The 17250-nt window shown below is 55.9% G+C and carries 9 protein-coding genes; 5 read left to right on the top strand and 4 right to left on the bottom strand.

The annotated features are described in order from the left end of the window. Positions 1 to 134: 134 nt before the first annotated feature. The 3 genes from purH (at position 135) to G8770_RS18455 (ending at position 4831) form a co-directional block, all read left to right on the top strand. Positions 135 to 1724, top strand: coding sequence for a bifunctional phosphoribosylaminoimidazolecarboxamide formyltransferase/IMP cyclohydrolase (purH, locus tag G8770_RS18445; RefSeq protein ID WP_167190384.1), 1590 nt, complete (start codon positions 135 to 137; stop codon positions 1722 to 1724). 177 nt (positions 1725 to 1901) lie between these two features. After that, on the top strand, positions 1902 to 3191 hold the full coding sequence (gene purD / locus G8770_RS18450) for a phosphoribosylamine--glycine ligase (protein ID WP_167190387.1): 1290 nt from the start codon (positions 1902 to 1904) through the stop codon (positions 3189 to 3191). A gap of 344 nt (positions 3192 to 3535) precedes the next feature. Then, positions 3536 to 4831, top strand: coding sequence for a sugar MFS transporter (locus tag G8770_RS18455; protein WP_167190389.1), 1296 nt, complete (start codon positions 3536 to 3538; stop codon positions 4829 to 4831). 688 nt (positions 4832 to 5519) lie between these two features. Here G8770_RS18455 and G8770_RS18460 read toward each other — a convergent pair. From G8770_RS18460 to G8770_RS18470, 3 genes are all read right to left on the bottom strand, one after another. Further along, complete coding sequence (locus G8770_RS18460) at positions 5520 to 8213, bottom strand: TonB-dependent receptor (RefSeq protein ID WP_167190392.1); 2694 nt, start codon at positions 8211 to 8213, stop codon at positions 5520 to 5522. Positions 8214 to 8507: 294 nt separating this feature from the next. Continuing rightward, entirely contained in the window at positions 8508 to 9365 is an 858-nt protein-coding gene (locus tag G8770_RS18465; RefSeq protein ID WP_167190395.1) for a LytR/AlgR family response regulator transcription factor, read from the bottom strand. Positions 9366 to 9436: 71 nt separating this feature from the next. Beyond that, entirely contained in the window at positions 9437 to 10603 is a 1167-nt protein-coding gene (locus tag G8770_RS18470; RefSeq protein ID WP_167190398.1) for a sensor histidine kinase, read from the bottom strand. Positions 10604 to 10906: 303 nt separating this feature from the next. Here G8770_RS18470 and G8770_RS18475 point away from each other — a divergent pair, with 303 nt between their 5' ends. Further along, positions 10907 to 13507: a glycoside hydrolase family 3 protein gene (locus G8770_RS18475; protein ID WP_167190401.1), complete on the top strand. Its 2601-nt coding sequence runs from the start codon at positions 10907 to 10909 to the stop codon at positions 13505 to 13507. Positions 13508 to 13756: 249 nt separating this feature from the next. Continuing rightward, positions 13757 to 15739: a response regulator gene (locus tag G8770_RS18480; RefSeq protein WP_167190404.1), complete on the top strand. Its 1983-nt coding sequence runs from the start codon at positions 13757 to 13759 to the stop codon at positions 15737 to 15739. A 31-nt stretch (positions 15740 to 15770) separates the two neighbouring features. On the opposite strand, the gene G8770_RS18485 is transcribed toward G8770_RS18480, so the two are convergent. Next, complete coding sequence (locus tag G8770_RS18485) at positions 15771 to 17249, bottom strand: AAA family ATPase (RefSeq protein ID WP_167190406.1); 1479 nt, start codon at positions 17247 to 17249, stop codon at positions 15771 to 15773. Position 17250 lies beyond the last annotated feature (1 nt).

Genomic DNA, 17250 nt, shown 5'->3' on the forward strand with positions numbered 1-17250 from the left:
CTCACCCTTCTTTGTTTTAATTGTTTGACCCCAGTTGGGTATTGAACATTCGATGTCAGCGGTCAATGCTTAAGACTGTCCTCGCATCCCATGTCTGATCCCCAGCACCCAACCCATGTAAAACGGAACCACCCATGACCCAACTCGTCAAAGTTCAACGCGCTTTAATCAGCGTGTCCGACAAAACCGGAATCGTTGAATTCGCCCAGTCCCTGAATGCCCAGGGCGTGGAAATCCTCTCCACCGGCGGCACCTATCGCCTGCTGCAGGAAAACGGTGTCCCTGCCATTGAAGTCTCTGACTACACCGGCTTCCCGGAAATGATGGACGGACGCGTAAAAACCCTGCACCCCAAAGTCCACGGCGGTATTTTAGGTCGTCGCGGCACCGACGATGCGGTCATGGCCGAGCACGGCATCACTCCCATCGATATGGTCGTGGTCAATCTCTACCCGTTTAAAGCTACCGTCGCGGACCCCAACTGTGACCTGCCAACCGCCATTGAAAACATCGACATCGGCGGCCCGACCATGGTCCGTTCGGCTGCGAAAAACCACAAAGATGTCGCTATCGTGGTCAATGCCCACAGTTACGAGACCGTGATTGAAGAGATGAACGCCAATGACGGTGCGCTGGGTTACGAAACCCGCTACGACCTGATGGTGCAGGCGTTTGAGCACACCGCCCAGTATGACGGCATGATTGCCAACCACTTTGGCGCTCGCCCATCGTCGTTCAAACCTGGCCAGAATGAAGCCCGCGCGTTCCCCAACACCTACAACGTGCAGTACGAGAAAGCCCAGGACATGCGCTACGGTGAGAACCCACACCAGCAAGCGGCCTTCTATGTCGAAGCCGACGCTCAGGAAGCTTCTGTTGCCACCGCCACCCAGATCCAGGGCAAAGAGTTGTCGTTCAACAACGTTGCCGACACCGACGCCGCACTGGAAACCGTCAAACTGTTTGACGAGCCCGCCTGTGTCATCGTCAAGCACGCCAACCCATGTGGCGTGGCCGTAGCAACTGACATCAAAACCGCTTACGAGCTGGCCTTTGCCACTGATCCGGAATCCGCCTTCGGCGGTATCATCGCCTTCAACCGCGAACTGGACGCCGAAACCGCCCAGCTGATCGTCGACAAGCAGTTCTCCGAAGTGATCATTGCGCCTAAAGTGTCTGCAGAAGCCGCGGCGGCCGTTTCCGCCAAGAAAAACGTGCGCCTGCTGGAGTGCGGCGAGTGGGGCGCTGAGCGTCCGGTTGCCTTCGACTACAAACGCGTCAATGGCGGCCTGCTGATTCAGGAAAAAGACAACGGCATGGTCAGCAAAGACGACCTGAAAGTGGTCACCAAAGTTGAGCCCTCCGATGCGCAGATGGACGAGCTGCTGTTTGCCTGGAAGGTCGCCAAAATGGTGAAATCCAACGCCATCATCTACGCCAAAGACGGTCGCACCATCGGTGTCGGCGCCGGCCAGATGAGTCGCGTCAACTCTGCCCGTATCGCTGCGATTAAAGCCGAACACGCCAACCTGGAAGTCAAAGGTGCGGTGATGGCATCCGACGCCTTCTTCCCGTTCCGCGACGGCATCGACAACGCGGCCAAAGTGGGCATCAGTGCGGTGATTCAGCCCGGTGGTTCCATGCGTGACGACGAAGTGATTGCCGCGGCCGATGAGCATGGCATGGCGATGGTGTTTACCGGCATGCGCCACTTCCGTCACTAAGATTGGCCTAACCCTTGGGCGCTGGCAGCCTCTCGCACTGCCAGCAGATAAACACGTCATTGCGAGGAGCGAAGCGACGCGGCAATCTCCTGAAACGCGTGCCAATCCTGGGAGATTGCCGCGCTTCGCTCGCAATGACGAAACCTTAGGGCAACCAACTATTTTGAGAGAAAAACAATGAATGTATTAATTATTGGCAGTGGCGGTCGCGAACACGCCCTGGCCTGGAAGGCCGCTCAAAACCCCAGTGTGGAAACCGTGTACGTGGCCCCGGGCAATGCCGGCACCGCCACCGAGGCGGGTGTTGAAAACGTCGCCATCGATGTGATGGATTTCGACGCACTGGCGGCCTTCGCCAAAGACAACAACTGCGGTCTGACCATCGTCGGTCCGGAGGCGCCGCTGGTTGAGGGTGTGGTGGATTTCTTCGCCGGGCAAGGTCTGCGTGCTTTTGGTCCCAGCAAGGGCGCGGCACAACTGGAAGGTTCGAAAGCCTTTACCAAGGACTTTCTGGCCCGTCACAACATCCCCACCGCCGAGTATCAGAACTTCACCGAAGTGGAGCCGGCACTGGCCTACCTGAAAGAAAAGGGCGCCCCCATTGTGGTCAAGGCCGATGGTCTGGCCGCCGGTAAAGGCGTGATTGTGGCTGAGACTCTGGAGCAAGCCGAAGACGCGGTGAAGGACATGCTGTCTGGCAACGCGTTTGGCGACGCCGGCTGTCGTGTGGTGATTGAGGAATTCCTCGCCGGTGAAGAAGCCAGTTTCATTGTCATGGTGGACGGTAAAAACGTCGTGCCCATGGCCAGCAGCCAGGACCACAAGCGTGTCGGCGACAACGACACCGGCCCCAACACCGGCGGCATGGGCGCCTACTCTCCGGCACCTGTTGTGACGCCCGGGATTCACCAGCGCGCCCTGGATGAGGTGATCTACCCCACCGTCAAAGGCATGGCCGAAGAAGGCAATGACTACACCGGTTTTCTGTACGCGGGCCTGATGATCATGGCCGACGGCACCCCCAAAGTGATCGAGTACAACTGCCGCTTTGGCGATCCGGAAACCCAACCCATTATGCTGCGCATGAAGTCCGACATGGTGGAGCTGTGCGAAGCCGCCATCGACGGCGAGCTGGCCGGCAAAACCACCGAGTGGGATGAGCGCTGCGCCGTGGGTGTGGTCCTGGCCGCAGGCGGCTACCCGGCCGACTACGCCAAAGGCGACGTCATCAGTGGCCTGCCCACTGAAGAAGTCGAAGGCGAAAAAGTCTTCCACGCCGGCACCACGCTGAAAGATGGCCAGGTGGTTACCAGCGGCGGCCGTGTACTCTGCGCCACCGCGCTGGGCAACACCGTCACCGAAGCACAGCAGCGCGCTTACCAGCTGGCTCGCAAGATCGACTGGAAAGGCGCCTTCTTCCGCAACGATATCGCCTACCGCGCCATCGCCCGCGAACAGAAGTCCTGATCGGCCTCCCGGTTCCTTCTGTTCTGCCACGACCGGTTCAGGTCGTGGCAGAACAACCCTATCACCAAGCCGGAACAGTCAGCGCAAACCCCACCGCTTGCCTTGCGCTGCCGCAACCCTCTGCCCATCCTCCCTGACACCCCCCGCCCCGACACCATCCCACTCACCTTGCCCCTGACCCCGCCTGCCGTTTCTCAATTGTCATTCTCAAGCGTTTTTCCTTTAATGGACCAGCGAGGGTAACACCCGCTTTACCGTTATATTCAAGCTGGCGCAGCTGGCCGCTTCGCGCCACTCCAGCACCCACATCAACACCACTTACAATAATCACACCGAGGTCCTCTATGGCTGGAATTCTGCAACAAACGCCCTATCCAACATCCCCTCTACCGACACAAGACAACCATTATCGCTTTGCCCTGGCCACACTGACGTCGCTGTTTTTCATCATGGGATTCATCACCTGCCTGAATGATATTTTGATTCCCCACCTTAAAAATGTATTTTCCCTGAATTACACCCAGGCGATGCTCATTCAGTTTTGCTTCTTTGGTGCCTACGGTCTCACGTCGGTGCCGGCCGGTATGCTGGTTAAAAAATTAGGCTACCAGCGCGGCATTGTGATCAGCCTGTTGGTCGCGGGCTGCGGCTGTGCGCTGTTTTTTCCGGCGGCGGCCGTGGTGTCCTATCCACTGTTTCTGGCCGCACTCTTCATCCTGGCCACAGGGCTGACTCTGCTGCAGGTCTCGGCCAACCCGTATGTCACCCGCCTCGGGCCAGCGGAGACCGCCGCCAGCCGCCTGACATTAAACCAGGCATTCAATTCCCTGGGCACCACGCTTGCTCCGTTTTTCGGTGCGCTGCTTATCCTGACCACCGTCACGGTGGTGGACACGGAGATGACAACCGCCGATTTGACCAGCTTCCAGGCCCACGAAGCACAGTCCGTACAGTTGCCTTACCTGCTATTGGCCGGCGCTTTTTTGTTGCTCGCCACCATTTTTAGTCTGTTAAAACTTCCGGTCATTATTGATGAACAGGCCGAGCACACCGCTGACCTGTCCGCCTCACCGCAAAAAAAATCCGCCTGGCAACACCGACATCTGGTGCTGGGTGCGGTGGGACTGTTTGTGTATGTGGGGGCAGAAGTGGCGATTGGCAGTTTCCTCGTGAGTTTTATGGGTGAAGGCCATATTGCCGGACTGGCCGAAGCCGATGCCGCCCGCTATATCGCCTATTACTGGGGAGGAGCCATGGTCGGTCGCTTTATCGGTGCCGCGGTGATGACGCGAATCCCCGCCGGCAAAGTACTGGCCGCCAGCGCCACCATGGCTGCCCTGCTGGTTGCTGTGGCCATTGCCTCAACCGGTCATGTTGCCATGTGGGCCATTCTGGCAGTGGGGCTGTTTAACTCGATTATGTTTCCCACCATTTTCAGTCTGGCGGTGCAAAAACTGGGGCCACACACCAGCCAGGGGTCAGGCATATTGTGTACAGCCATTGTGGGCGGCGCCATCATCCCCGTTGCCCAGGGTGCTCTGGCCGACACCACCAGCATCCAGATCGCGTTCTGTCTGCCATTTATCTGCTATGTGTATATTGTCTTTTACGGTTTGAAAGGCGCGAGCATTCGCGACTGAACACACCCGTAACACACCCTGCATGACCTCCCCACACATCGTCTGCCGCGCCGGCGATGTGTGCTGATCCCGCGGCTAAACCGCTTTTCCTGTTCTGGCGGCGTCTCCTGACCTCCCGCGACCCTGTCGTGAGTCAGCGATGCGGTCTCCTCTACCCGCCCGATCACTTCCCATTGCCACCAGCACGGTCTGAAGGACACCTCCAGCGATACGTTAGGCTACCGCTGTGGCTACGGCCAGTTGTAGCTCTGTCTCTCGCTGGCCCTGTCCACTTTAGTTCTGTCCTACGTTAGTTCTGTCCTAATTTAGTTCTGTCCTACTTTAGTTCTAGTTCCGCTCAACGGCAGAGCCGCTCTGCGGTGGTTTCTGTCAGCCGTGGTTTTGATTGGACGTGTTGCTCTGCTGTGGTTTCTGACAGCCTTGGTTTCTGTCAGCCGTGGTTTCTATTGAGAATGACACCTGTCAGCGTGGCGCCTAAGAAAGCGAGCTTGAGGCAAAAAGAGAGAGGTATACGAGCGGGATGAGCCCACACATGGCCGGGGGTGATGGCACCTTAGCCCGCGTGCCGGGTGATGCCACTGAATGATTTCAGTCCGCCATGATCCGGCAACTGAGAGCGACGCACAAAAAAGCCGGCCAACTTTCGTTGGCCGGCCAGATGTACAAGGGAACCTATAACCGGGCGCTGTTAGAAACTGTAATTCAAACGCACACCGTAGTTGGCAGGTACAGAGCGTGAGCCGCGCACAACACCATCACCAGCGCCAGCCCAATAGGGTATAGACTCATCCGTTACATTGTAGCCGAAGGCTTCCACATCCCACTGTTCATTAGCGCTGATGTACTTGATCGACATATTCACGGTATAAAAAGCTTCGCGGGTGTCGTCATGCGCCTCGGTGTTGGCATTGGGGAAATCGTGTTTATCCACATTCCAATAGGTCAAGTAAGATTCATCCTCCCAGTGCAAACCCACAAACGGAATGACGCGTGCCCCGCTGTCCAAATGAAAAGTATGATCGTAGTTGATGGTAACGCTGTACTCCGGTGAGGCAGCCAGCTCATTGCCCTTAAGGTTGCGATACAGATCCATATTGTCATTGTCGTGAGCCGGGCCATATTCCATTTGGAACAGGTCCGTCGCGCCGTAATCAAAACGGGTGACAAAGTCCGAAGTAATCTCGGTTTTCAACCAGGTGGCAAAACCACTGACGCGGCCATTGGGGTATGGCATCCAGTCAAACTCGAATTCAAAGCCTTTGATTTCCGACTCCGCCGCATTCTTGGTGCGATAAACAACGAAGCCGTTCGTTTCGACTTCACCGTAATTATCACTGGTGGGATCCTGTTGCACACTGTAGACATTAAACACCGATTCCGGTGACGCCAACTGCATGTCCTGGTAGTCCGAGTAAAAGAAAGTACCCGATAAGTTCAGACGACCATCCAGTAAACTGGCTTTGGCGCCCAGCTCAAACGTGGTGACTTCCTCGGGATCGTAGTTTGAATCGTGACGGGTTTTTACAATACGGTTTCCATCTGCATCGAGCGGGTATTCGGCCGTCAGTGGATCCTGTTCGTACTGAACAACCACATCGCCGATACCGCCGGATTTGAAGCCATTGGCCACATAACCGTACAACATGATGTCTTCGGTCAAATCATAATCGAGGCCAATGCGGTAAGTACTGGCAGACCAGCTTCCCTTGGTATCGTTATTGGTGGTGTCACTGTAAATTGCCGGATTGTCGAAGTGATCGGGCGAGTAAGAGTTGAAGAAGCCACTCGGGTCACCCTCATAGCCAGGAGCGTCAAACACCCAGGCGGGATAACACCCCGGGAAGCCGGCATCCGACGGTGTCAAAGCCCAGTCCCGAACACAGCTCTTGTTGTGACCGCCCTTGTCTTGCTTGGTATCTTCTGTCCAGCGATAACCCAGGGTCAAATTCAATCGGTCGGTTAATTGATAAGTGCCCTGGGCAAAATAGGCTTGTGATTCCAGCGTGCGGTTCGGCTGATCCCAGAACGTGGAGTCATTCATGTGGGCATTAAAATAGCCCTTCATGTCATTTTTTTCTTTGAAATAAAAGGCGCCGGCAATCCACTGCAACGGGCCGCTGTTCGTGGACTGAATTTGCAGCTCATGGGACTGGGATTGGTACTGGGTATCAACGAAGTTGAGTTCCATATCCCAGTCCGTCACCCCCGCGTCAATGTCCATCAGCGCCGAACGTTTTTGAGAGGCGTAACCCGCGTTATACACCAGTGCCATGGTGTCGGAAAAATCCCAGCGGAAATTCGAGCGCACACTGTCAATGGACAGATCCAGTTTACCCGGGGTGTTCACCACCACCGTGTACTCGTCAGCGCCTGGGCCATAGACGGAATCACAGCCGGCCTGACCCGCGACCATATTGCCGTCGGCGTCTTCGGTAAGACGTTTGGCGGCCTTATCACAGTCAATGGTATTGAGATTACCGGCACTTTTATCCTGAAATTTTTCGTACGTCATCATCCAGGACAAATCATCGGTGGGTTCCCACAACGCTGAAATACGAAACGCGTACTGGTCAATATTATTGTAGAAATCTTCCTCATCCGCTTCGACCAGCTCGCGCTTGTCACTCCACCAGTTGCGCTCCTGAATCAAGGTCTTTGCATCGCCATCCAGTAACGGTGCATTTTTGGCGTCGTCAGGCAGTCGGCGGCGATCCCACTGATTGGCATCATAGTAGCCATCGAGATACGAGTCTCGCGTCTGGTCCATAAAAGAAGCCCGCAGAGCCAGGGTCTCGCTGACGGGAATATTGATCATGCCTTTGATCAGCCGCTGATCCCAGCTGCCCGCTTCGACGCCCACGTTGGCTTCAAATTCGTCGATTACCGGACGCTTTGAAATGACGTTAATCGTTCCGACGGTTGAGTTGCGCCCAAACAGGGTCCCCTGAGGACCGCGCAGCGCTTCCACCCGCTCGACATCAAACATTAATGCCATGGCGCCCTGGGGGCGTGGTGAGTAGATGCCATCCATGTGCAAACCGACCGACGGGTCACCCAACTCACTGGTATTGGTTGATCGCACTCCGCGCATGGCGATCACCGGTGAACTTTGATCCTGATCGTAGGCAATGTCCAAGCTGGGCACCAGATTGCCGAGATCTTTTACATTATTGATCCCCTGCCGAATCAAGTCCGCCTCCGTAAACGCGGAGATGGCAACGGGGGTGTCCATGAGGTTGGTTTCACGCTTGGTCGCGGTAACGAGCACTTCTTCCAAAATCTGACTGGAGCGGCGCTCGGAGACATCTTCAGCTAACGCCGGTGCTGCAATAGAGGCATTTGCCACGGCAATAGCCAAAGCCATAGGCTTGTATAATCTCATCTGGTATCTCTCCAACTTGTTATAATGGTTTTCTATTTTGGATTAACAGAGATAGTCCGGACTCTTCACCCTTCCGAGACTTTCTTGTTACTAAAGCCGATGAGGCTGTTAGCTGAAGAGTGTCAGCACAGCATACGGCTTCATTTTCAGAATGGCAAAAAGCAATTTATTTAAATACAGAGATTCGTCAGGAAGGGCTAACGCTGAGACAAAAGGGATAAAAAACCCCGCCGACAAGACCAAACGCCCAGTTGCGCAGCGGCAGCAGGTAGAACCAGGGCCATGACCGGGCAGTCAGGGCTGCAGCAGAAAGACTTTAATCGCTTCCCGGTAGTTGCGACTGACTTTAAGCTCTTCGCCACAGTCCAACCGCAAAAAAAACTCACCCTTGGTGTGAGGGGTTACCTGCTCAATTCGATTCAGGTTTACGATGGTCGAGCGATGCACCCGCTTAAAGACGTTGCCATCCAGCCTTGCCAGCAACTCCTTCATGGTACAGCGCATAATGTGGGTAGTGCCTTTGACGTGAATGCACATGTAATCACCGGCGGCATCCACCCAGTCAATATCCGCTTCCGGCACCACAAACACCTTGTCCGAGTCTTTGATGACTATTTTTTTGTTGTCTTCAACGACAACTTCCGCAGCACTAGCAGCTTCCCCGGTAATGCCCGCAGCGTGCACTTTCCGGGCAATCGCATCAATGGCCCCCATCAAAGAAGTTTTGCGCTCACCGCCCGACGGCTCAGAGCTGTAGCGTTCCAAAGCCCGCTGGACCGCTCGCTGCAGGCGCTCTTCTTCAATAGGCTTGAGCAAATAGTCCACCGCCAGTACATCAAACGCATCCAGTGCGTATTGCTGATACGCCGAGGTAAAAACCACCAGCGGCATGACATCCGCCTGCAGGGCTTTGACCACGTCAAAACCATTCATGCCCGGCATTTGAATATCGAGAAACATGATGTCCGGATTAAGCTCGAGCACCGCCGCAACGGCCTCTCGTCCATTACGGCACGACGCCAGCAACTCAACCTCCGGAATATCCGCCAAACAGGCTTCGAGAAAGCTGACGGCCAGGGGTTCATCATCGACCACGATCGCCGTCAACACCCGCGAATTCGCGTCGGGTGATGCATGATTGAACACTGCCATAATTCAGCCCCTTAAAAACTTTGACTGGTCGAAGAACCACCGTTTACGTTTGGCTTACCACCCTCCATCCGTCAGCCTTTCACGAGCTCAGCCAGTGGCTGCTCGCGCTGACCGGGCTCCACCTCGTAAGGAAAGCGCATGCTGATTTGAACTCCGTTCCGCTCAGAAGTCCCAATATCAACCGAGTGATCGCGACCATAGAGATTTTGCAAACGCTCCAGGGTATTGTGTAAACCCACACCCCGTCCCTTCAGGGCCTGCTCGGATCCACCGGACAATCCCGGACCATCATCCCAGACGTCAAGGCAAAGCAGGTCATCCTCAATGTCCGCTTTTATACCAATAGTGCCACCGGTTTCCCGAGTCGATATCGCATATTTGATGGCGTTCTCAACCAGCGGCTGCAACAACAAGCTCGGAATCAACGCTTTTTTGGCGGCATCACTGACCTGCACATCCATCGACAATCGATCGCCAAAACGAATCAGTTCAATATTCAAATAAAGCATTAAAGCGTTCAGCTCTTCTGCCAAACTGATTCGATACGCCGGTTCATTGTCCAGCGCATAACGGAGAAAATGGCTTAACTTTTGAAGCATATTCTGCGCAGTGTCATTGTCTTTGAGACGAATAAGCGCATTGATGGTATTCAAAGTATTGAAAAGAAAATGCGGATTAAGCTGATAACGCAGCATCTTCAACTGAGCCTCTCTGGCGACCGTTTCGGCCTCGAGACGTTTAAGGTGTTCCTGTTGGGTTTCTTGCTCGGCCTGGCGGGATCTTTCCTGTTCGAACTGCACCTGATTATAGTAACTCAAGCCGTAATACAGCGCGGACCAGCAAAGAAAAATAAAAAAGCCACCAAAATACCAGCCGCCAAAGTCACTCCACAGATTCTTTTCTTCCTGCACAATCCAGATAAACGTGACCATGCGCAAAATGGTCCAGATGCCAGCCCCCAGAGCCACCACCAAAAGCGAGATACCCAAGCGTTGCAGCAGGGGCCTTTCCCACAACCAGGTGTATACGTTGCGCAGAGGGTATGACACCAGCACCCCCAACACAGCCTGTAACACCGTATGCTCGATGTGTGGCAATTCAGCCGTGCCATACCAGAGCGTCAGGGAAAAGAAGGTAATCGCCATCAACCCCAGCCAAAACATCAGCTGAAACAGATAAAATTGCTGAGTGCGAACGGTGTAGAGACCTTTGTCGAGTTGCGGCTTGGGCACAGTCATTCTCTGGTTGTTTATGGTTATTAGGTGTCACTCATGATACGTGATCCAGAAAATGATACCTAGCCCAAGCCCGGGGGTTTACGTCCACATTAACTCAGTGCCAACCCCACTTATCGCAAACCAATCGCTCCCCTGTTCGGCCCATGGTAGCTTGCGCTCTATGTGAGGCCGTGATCACCCTGCCGCCGCCCTGGCGCACCGTTCAATCGGACTGATACTTCTCAACCTATAAAAAAAGAAGTTTCACACAATTTGATCACTGCCTGGGAAATTGGTTTCCATTATCTACCTTAAGAGGTCTACATGTACTTAATACAACGCTCCAAAGCGACATCTCTGGGTTTCGGCTTGTGCCTGATAACACTCCTCGGCTGCGATGCCCAGGCACCGGCCAGCAGTAGCGCGGACCTCACCCCACAGGAACGGCAGATCTGGCCGCAAATAGACAGTGCCATAGCGCGTGATGAACATCAGGAAGCGGCTATCGTCCAATGGCTGGAGCAGATGACTCTGGAACAAAAAGTCGGTCAAATGATACAGGCCGAACTTAAGCAGGTCACACCCGAGGACGTTAAGCAATACCATCTCGGCTCCATACTCAATGGTGGTGGTTCCTTTCCCAACAATGACAAACTCGCCACCATTGACGACTGGTTAGCCACGGCCGATGCGTTCTATCACGCCTCAATGGACACCTCCGGGGGTGGGCTGGCCATTCCGGTCATGTGGGGAACCGATGCCGTTCACGGCCACAACAACGTCGTGGGAGCCACGCTTTTCCCTCACAACATTGGCCTCGGCGCGACTCACAACCCTCAGTTGATCCGTCAAATTGGCGCCGCCACGGCCCGGGAAGTGGCCGTAACGGGGATTGACTGGGTCTTTGCCCCAACCGTTGCCACGGTGCGCGATGACCGCTGGGGAAGAACCTATGAAGGCTACTCGGAAACACCCGCGCTGATCAAACAGTACGCGGAGCAAATGACCATCGGCCTGCAGGGGTCGGCTCACAGCAGCCAGTTACTCGATGAGACCCGCGTTGTCGCAACCGCCAAGCATTTTATCGGTGATGGCGGCACACTCGGCGGCATTGACCGAGGCAACAACCTGTCCCCTGAGCAGGAACTGTTTGACCTGCACGGCCAGGGTTACGTCTCGGCGTTGAGCGCCGGCGTACAAAGGGTGATGGCGTCTTTTAATAGCTGGCAGGGCGAAAAACTGCACGGCAGCCAATACCTGCTGACCGAGGTATTAAAAAACCGCATGGGTTTTGACGGCTTTGTGGTGGGTGACTGGAATGGGCATGCGTTTGTACCGGGCTGCTCCACCAAAAGCTGCCCGCAAGCCATTAACGCCGGTCTCGATATGTTCATGGCCCCCGACGCCGACTGGAAAGAGCTGTACCACAACACGATCCAACAGGTACGTGCTGGCGACATTCCCTTACAGCGGATCGACGACGCGGTTAGCCGCATCCTGCGCGTGAAACTCCGAGCTGGGCTGTTCGATAAAGGCGCCCCCTCCACCCGTGCGGTGGCGGGCCGGGAGGAGATACTGGGGTCTCCTGAACACCGCGCCATTGCCCGTCAGGCGGTGCGTGAATCGCTGGTGCTGCTGAAGAACAAAAACGCCCTGCTGCCCCTGGACCCCAAACTCAATGTGCTGGTCGCTGGCGATGGCGCCGACCACATCGGCAAGCAGTCAGGCGGCTGGACCCTGAGCTGGCAGGGCACGGGCAATGCCAACAGTGATTTTCCCGGGGCAACCTCAATCTTTGACGGTATCGAAAGCGCCGTCGAAGCCGCCGGAGGCTCAGCCACGCTCAGTCCAGACGCCCGCTACGAGCAGCGACCGGATGTGGCCATTGTTGTGTTTGGTGAAGACCCATATGCCGAGGGACAGGGCGACGTGCAAACGCTGGAATACCAACCCGATGGCCACACCGATCTGGCCCTGTTAAAACGCCTGAAAGCGGCAGGAATTCCGGTGATCTCGGTGTTCCTGTCAGGGCGCCCGCTGTGGGTGAACAAGGAGCTTAATGCCTCGGATGCCTTTGTTGCCGCCTGGCTGCCGGGCAGTGAAGGCGCCGGAGTCGCCGATGTGCTGTTCAGACAGGCCGACGGACAAATTCACTACGACTTTGTGGGCAAATTGACTTTTTCGTGGCCCAATCAGCCCCATCACACGACACTCAATGATGACGACAAGACTTATCAGCCCCTGTTTGCACAAGATTATGGCCTCAGCGTCAAAGATCAAGACACCCTGACGGACAATTTGGCGGAAGTGATTGACGGCGCGGCTGAGTCCCCTACGGACCAGGCCCGGTCGCTGTTTGTCTCTCGGGCGCTTCCCCCCTGGCAACTGCTGATCGGGGACACGGAGTACGGCCAGGTGCCTGTCAACGGCAATACCGTGACCATTCCACAAGTCGAAACGCTGACCATAACCGCCATCAATAAAGAGGTGCAGGAAGATGCCCGGCAAGTACTCTGGAGCGGCCGCTCTCTGGGCGAAGTCTTGCTGCAGGGGCAGGCCAACGGCCATGATCTCACGGACATGCTGCAAAAAAATGGGGCCCTGAGCCTGGAGTTGCGCATCGACAGTGAACCGACAGACAAGGTGCATGTGCGGATGGATTGCGGCAGTCAATGCACGGGGTCGCTGGAAATCCGTGAAACCTTGCTGCAGCTCAAACCGAAACAGTGGTTACCCTTTTCCATTGATTTGCGCTGCTTTGCTCAGGCGGGTGCCGATTTCACTCACATCACCAAGCCACTGGTGTTGACGACCAGAGGCGAGCTGTCACTGAGTTTTGCCAATGTGAAGCTGGAACCCGGCCTGGCCGATCGCGCCAATTATCAGTGCGGCGGCAACACCAATTCCGGTATCGCCGCTTACTGAAACTCACGCTACCTGCTGTCGCCAGACGTCACATGAACCCGGGGCGACAGCAGGCTAACCACCCCGCGCCGGCATGTGCCGCCCACCTCCCGAGGCAACGTAAAGAGGTTATCTGGGGCCATATTCAAATTTCATCTAACTCCCCGCTTCACATCCCTCTAACACCACGTTAGCATCAAGCCTTTGCACGTCATAAAACCATAATAAAAAGAATATCTATAACAAAAACAACTTAAAGTGACTGTGAACATGCTGAGATTCACGGACTGCGGACGATTTACCGTCCGTTTCCCTGCAGGTACCATTGACGCCCTAATCCGCACACTGTGCCTCTGCGGTCTGGCCCTTGCCACCGTATTCCCGTTGCAGGCTCATGCGGCCTCGCCGTTACTGCAGCAGATTACCGCTACCCACATTACCGCAGTACTGATTGGCGCCACCGCCATGCTGGTCTTGATCAATCTCGGCCAGGCCTGGATACGCCGCGAAACTCTGAACCTGTGGCTGGCCATTTACGTGCTGGCGCTGTCCGCCACCTTTTTGTGTGTGTGGCAGATTAACCACACCCCTCCGCCCGCCACAACAGCCCACATCGCCAGCCGACTGTTTGTGCTCATGGCCATGGTGGCTCAATGTCGGCTGGTGTTCCGTTTTGCGCCACTGCCCAAAAGCGCAGCCCGCTGGAAAACCTGGTTTATCGGTCTCAGTACCGGCGTTGTTTTGCTGGCCGCCACCGCCGCCAGCCTCATGTCTCCGGCGGCCACCCAGTTCCTGAAGCTGATGTTTCTGTGCAGCACGCTGCTGTGTGTGATCCATTTAGCCATCCTGGTGCATCAGCAGGCCGACAATGCCCTGCTGCTCCTGCTGGCCAAGGGCTTTGCGCTGTTTGCCTTTGCCGGCACCTGGCTGCTGAACAGCCTGTACACCGGTCAACCCGGCAGTCACTGGCTGGCGCAATCGACGATTATTATTGAAAGTATGTTCATTACCTATGCTCTGGTCATGGTCAGTGTTGAACGCTGGCAACGTCGACTTCAGGCACACTATCAGCGCAGCCGGGACCTCAAGCTTAAGCAGCAATACAACGCCACGCTGAAGCTGGTAGACCAGGAACTGCGCACCCCCTTAAGCGGTATTGTCGGCATCGCCGAACTGTTATTAGACACCTCGTTAACGAAGACCCAGCGCGACCAGATCAGCACCATGCGCAGGGTCAGTGAATCGCTGTTGAAGTGGTTAAACCGTCTTAATGACTGGCGCGCCCTGCAACTCGGTCGGCTGCGCTTTGATGCGATCCCATTTGATTTCTCACAGGTTTTGCAAACGCTGTTTGAAGACAGCCAGGTGAAAGCCCGGGACCGAAAAATTCAACTGACCTATACTCCCCACGACAACCCCCCCACCCTGGTCAAGGGCGACCCTGCGCGTCTGAAACAGATCATTTCCGGCACGCTGGAGCTGGCGCTGTTCTACAGTGAACAAGGTGAGATCCACATCGAGCTGCAACCACTACCGGTGCGCAACCGATGGCAACTGGTGATCACCGACAGCCAAACCGGGCTGCAGCCGGAGGACATTCAAATCTCATTGGGCGACGATCAGGAACACGATACCGGGCACTACAGCAGCGTCCAACGAAACTGGTTAATCGCTAAGGCGCTGGCCGAGCACACCGGCGGTCAATTGACCGTCGAGCTGGAGCAGGGCCGGGCTCGCTTCAGCTGTGAATTCCTCCTGCCGCGCTACTCGTTGCTGCAACATCACGAGAGCCAGTACGATCAGCTGCTGCACAAAAAACGTTTACTGGTGGTGGATTACAGCAGTTCCAGCCGCAAAGTCGTGGCCAAACGAGCCGACAGTTGGGGCATGAAAAGCACCTGCGTCCCCAATGGCAAAGATGCGCTGGCCATCATCGACACGATGAGTCAACTGGGCGCCGACTTCGACGCGGTGATTCTCGACCATGAGTTGCCGGACATGAACGGACTGGATCTCGCCAGACGCATCGTGCAACACCCGTCAGTGACCCAACCACCGGTGATATTGATGCTCACCGGCGATAACAGCTTTCCCGCCGAAGACCAAGTTCTGGACGCCTGCATTCACAGCGTCCTCACCAAACCCATCAGCGCGCAAAGCCTGAAGATTACCCTGGCGGAAGAGCTCACCTTGCAGCAAGCTCGTCAGAAAACCCGCCCCGAGCCGACACTGCCTGACGACACCTTAATCTAGGTTCTAGGTTCTAGTTACTAGGTTCTAGGTTCTAGGCCTTCACGGTACGGTCTGCGGCCCAGTGCCGCAAGCTGGCGAGCTGCTCGGCCATCACCACCGACAATGGGGTGGTACTGACCATCGCCTGAATCAACAGGTCGTCAGTCAATGCCATTCCCTCTTCCAGAGCATAGAGCGCGGACACCACCGCCTGCTCGATTTCGGCGCCGGAAAAACCTTCTGCCACCGCGGCTATACGCCCAAGATCAAACTCGTCCGCGGAGAGATTGCGCTTTTTCAGGTGAATCGCAACAATCGATTCCCGTACCTCCGCTGTCGGCAGGTCGACAAAGAAGATTTCGTCAAAACGGCCTTTGCGCACCAGTTCGGCCGGCAATTTCTGAATATCATTGCTGGTGGCCACCAAAAATACGGGGCTTTTACGCTCTGCCATCCAGGTCAGAAAATAGCCCAGCAAGCGCCGCCCCAGACCGTCGTCGGCACCGCCCTGGGCCAGGGCTTTTTCCAGCTCATCCAACCACAACACACAGGGCGCCATGAGCTCAGCCTGCTGCAACGCCGAGCGCAGATTGCGCTCACTTTCCCCAATAAACTTGTTGTAGAGCGAGCCCATGTCCAGCCGCAACAGCGGCAACTGCCACAATCCGGCCACCGCTTTCGCCGCCAGACTTTTACCGCCCCCCTGCACCCCCAATAACAACACGCCTCTGGGGGGTTCCAGCGAGGTCTCGCCGACAAAGGCTTTTTGCCGCTGCAGCAACCAGTGTTTAAAATTCTCCAGCCCGCCCACGCTCGCAAACGACTCGGTATCGTACTCGTAACTGAGCAGCCCCTGATGGTTGAGCATGGCAAATTTGGCACTGTTGACTTCCGGCAGGTCACTGTCGGTAATCGCCCCATCGTCGGCGATGGCGTGATAGGCAAGGCGGGTGACGTCCTGATGGGTCAGACCGCGCAAGCTCGCCAGCAACGTCTGTAACGCCGCCGCGTCGGTGCGGATGCGCTGTTGACCGGACTGCCGGGCAAAGCGCTTCGCCTCCTGCCGGATGAGCGTCATGATTTCGTCATCGGAGGGCAACGACAGGCGCGCCCGGGCACTGAACACGGACAACTCCGGCGGCAGCTCCAGCGCGTGACTGAGTAACACAATGCGTTTGGGCACCAGGTCGAAATTGAGCGCGATGTCCTTTAACAAACGGATCACTTTCGGCTCACCACTCAGGTGCCAGTGAAAATCACACAGCACAAAGACACCGCCGTCACTGCGGGCCTTGATTCCCTGCAACAGTTCCAGCGGGGTCTGCTCCGACTCTTTACGCTGCAATCTGGGGCCAAAGCCCACGGTGTCCAACCCCTCGGTCAGGGTCCAGCGATACAGGGGTTGCCCCTGTTTCTGGCACTGACGCTGCAGGAGGTTAAGGGCATGATTTTCCTGACTGCTCTCCAGTGCAATCAACGGTACCCGCTGCCGCAGCAAACAGGCGATATCCTCACTCACCGTCACTTGCATA

The sequence above is a fragment of the Pseudomaricurvus hydrocarbonicus genome, from assembly GCF_011602365.1.
GTDB lineage: Bacteria > Pseudomonadota > Gammaproteobacteria > Pseudomonadales > Cellvibrionaceae > Pseudomaricurvus > Pseudomaricurvus hydrocarbonicus.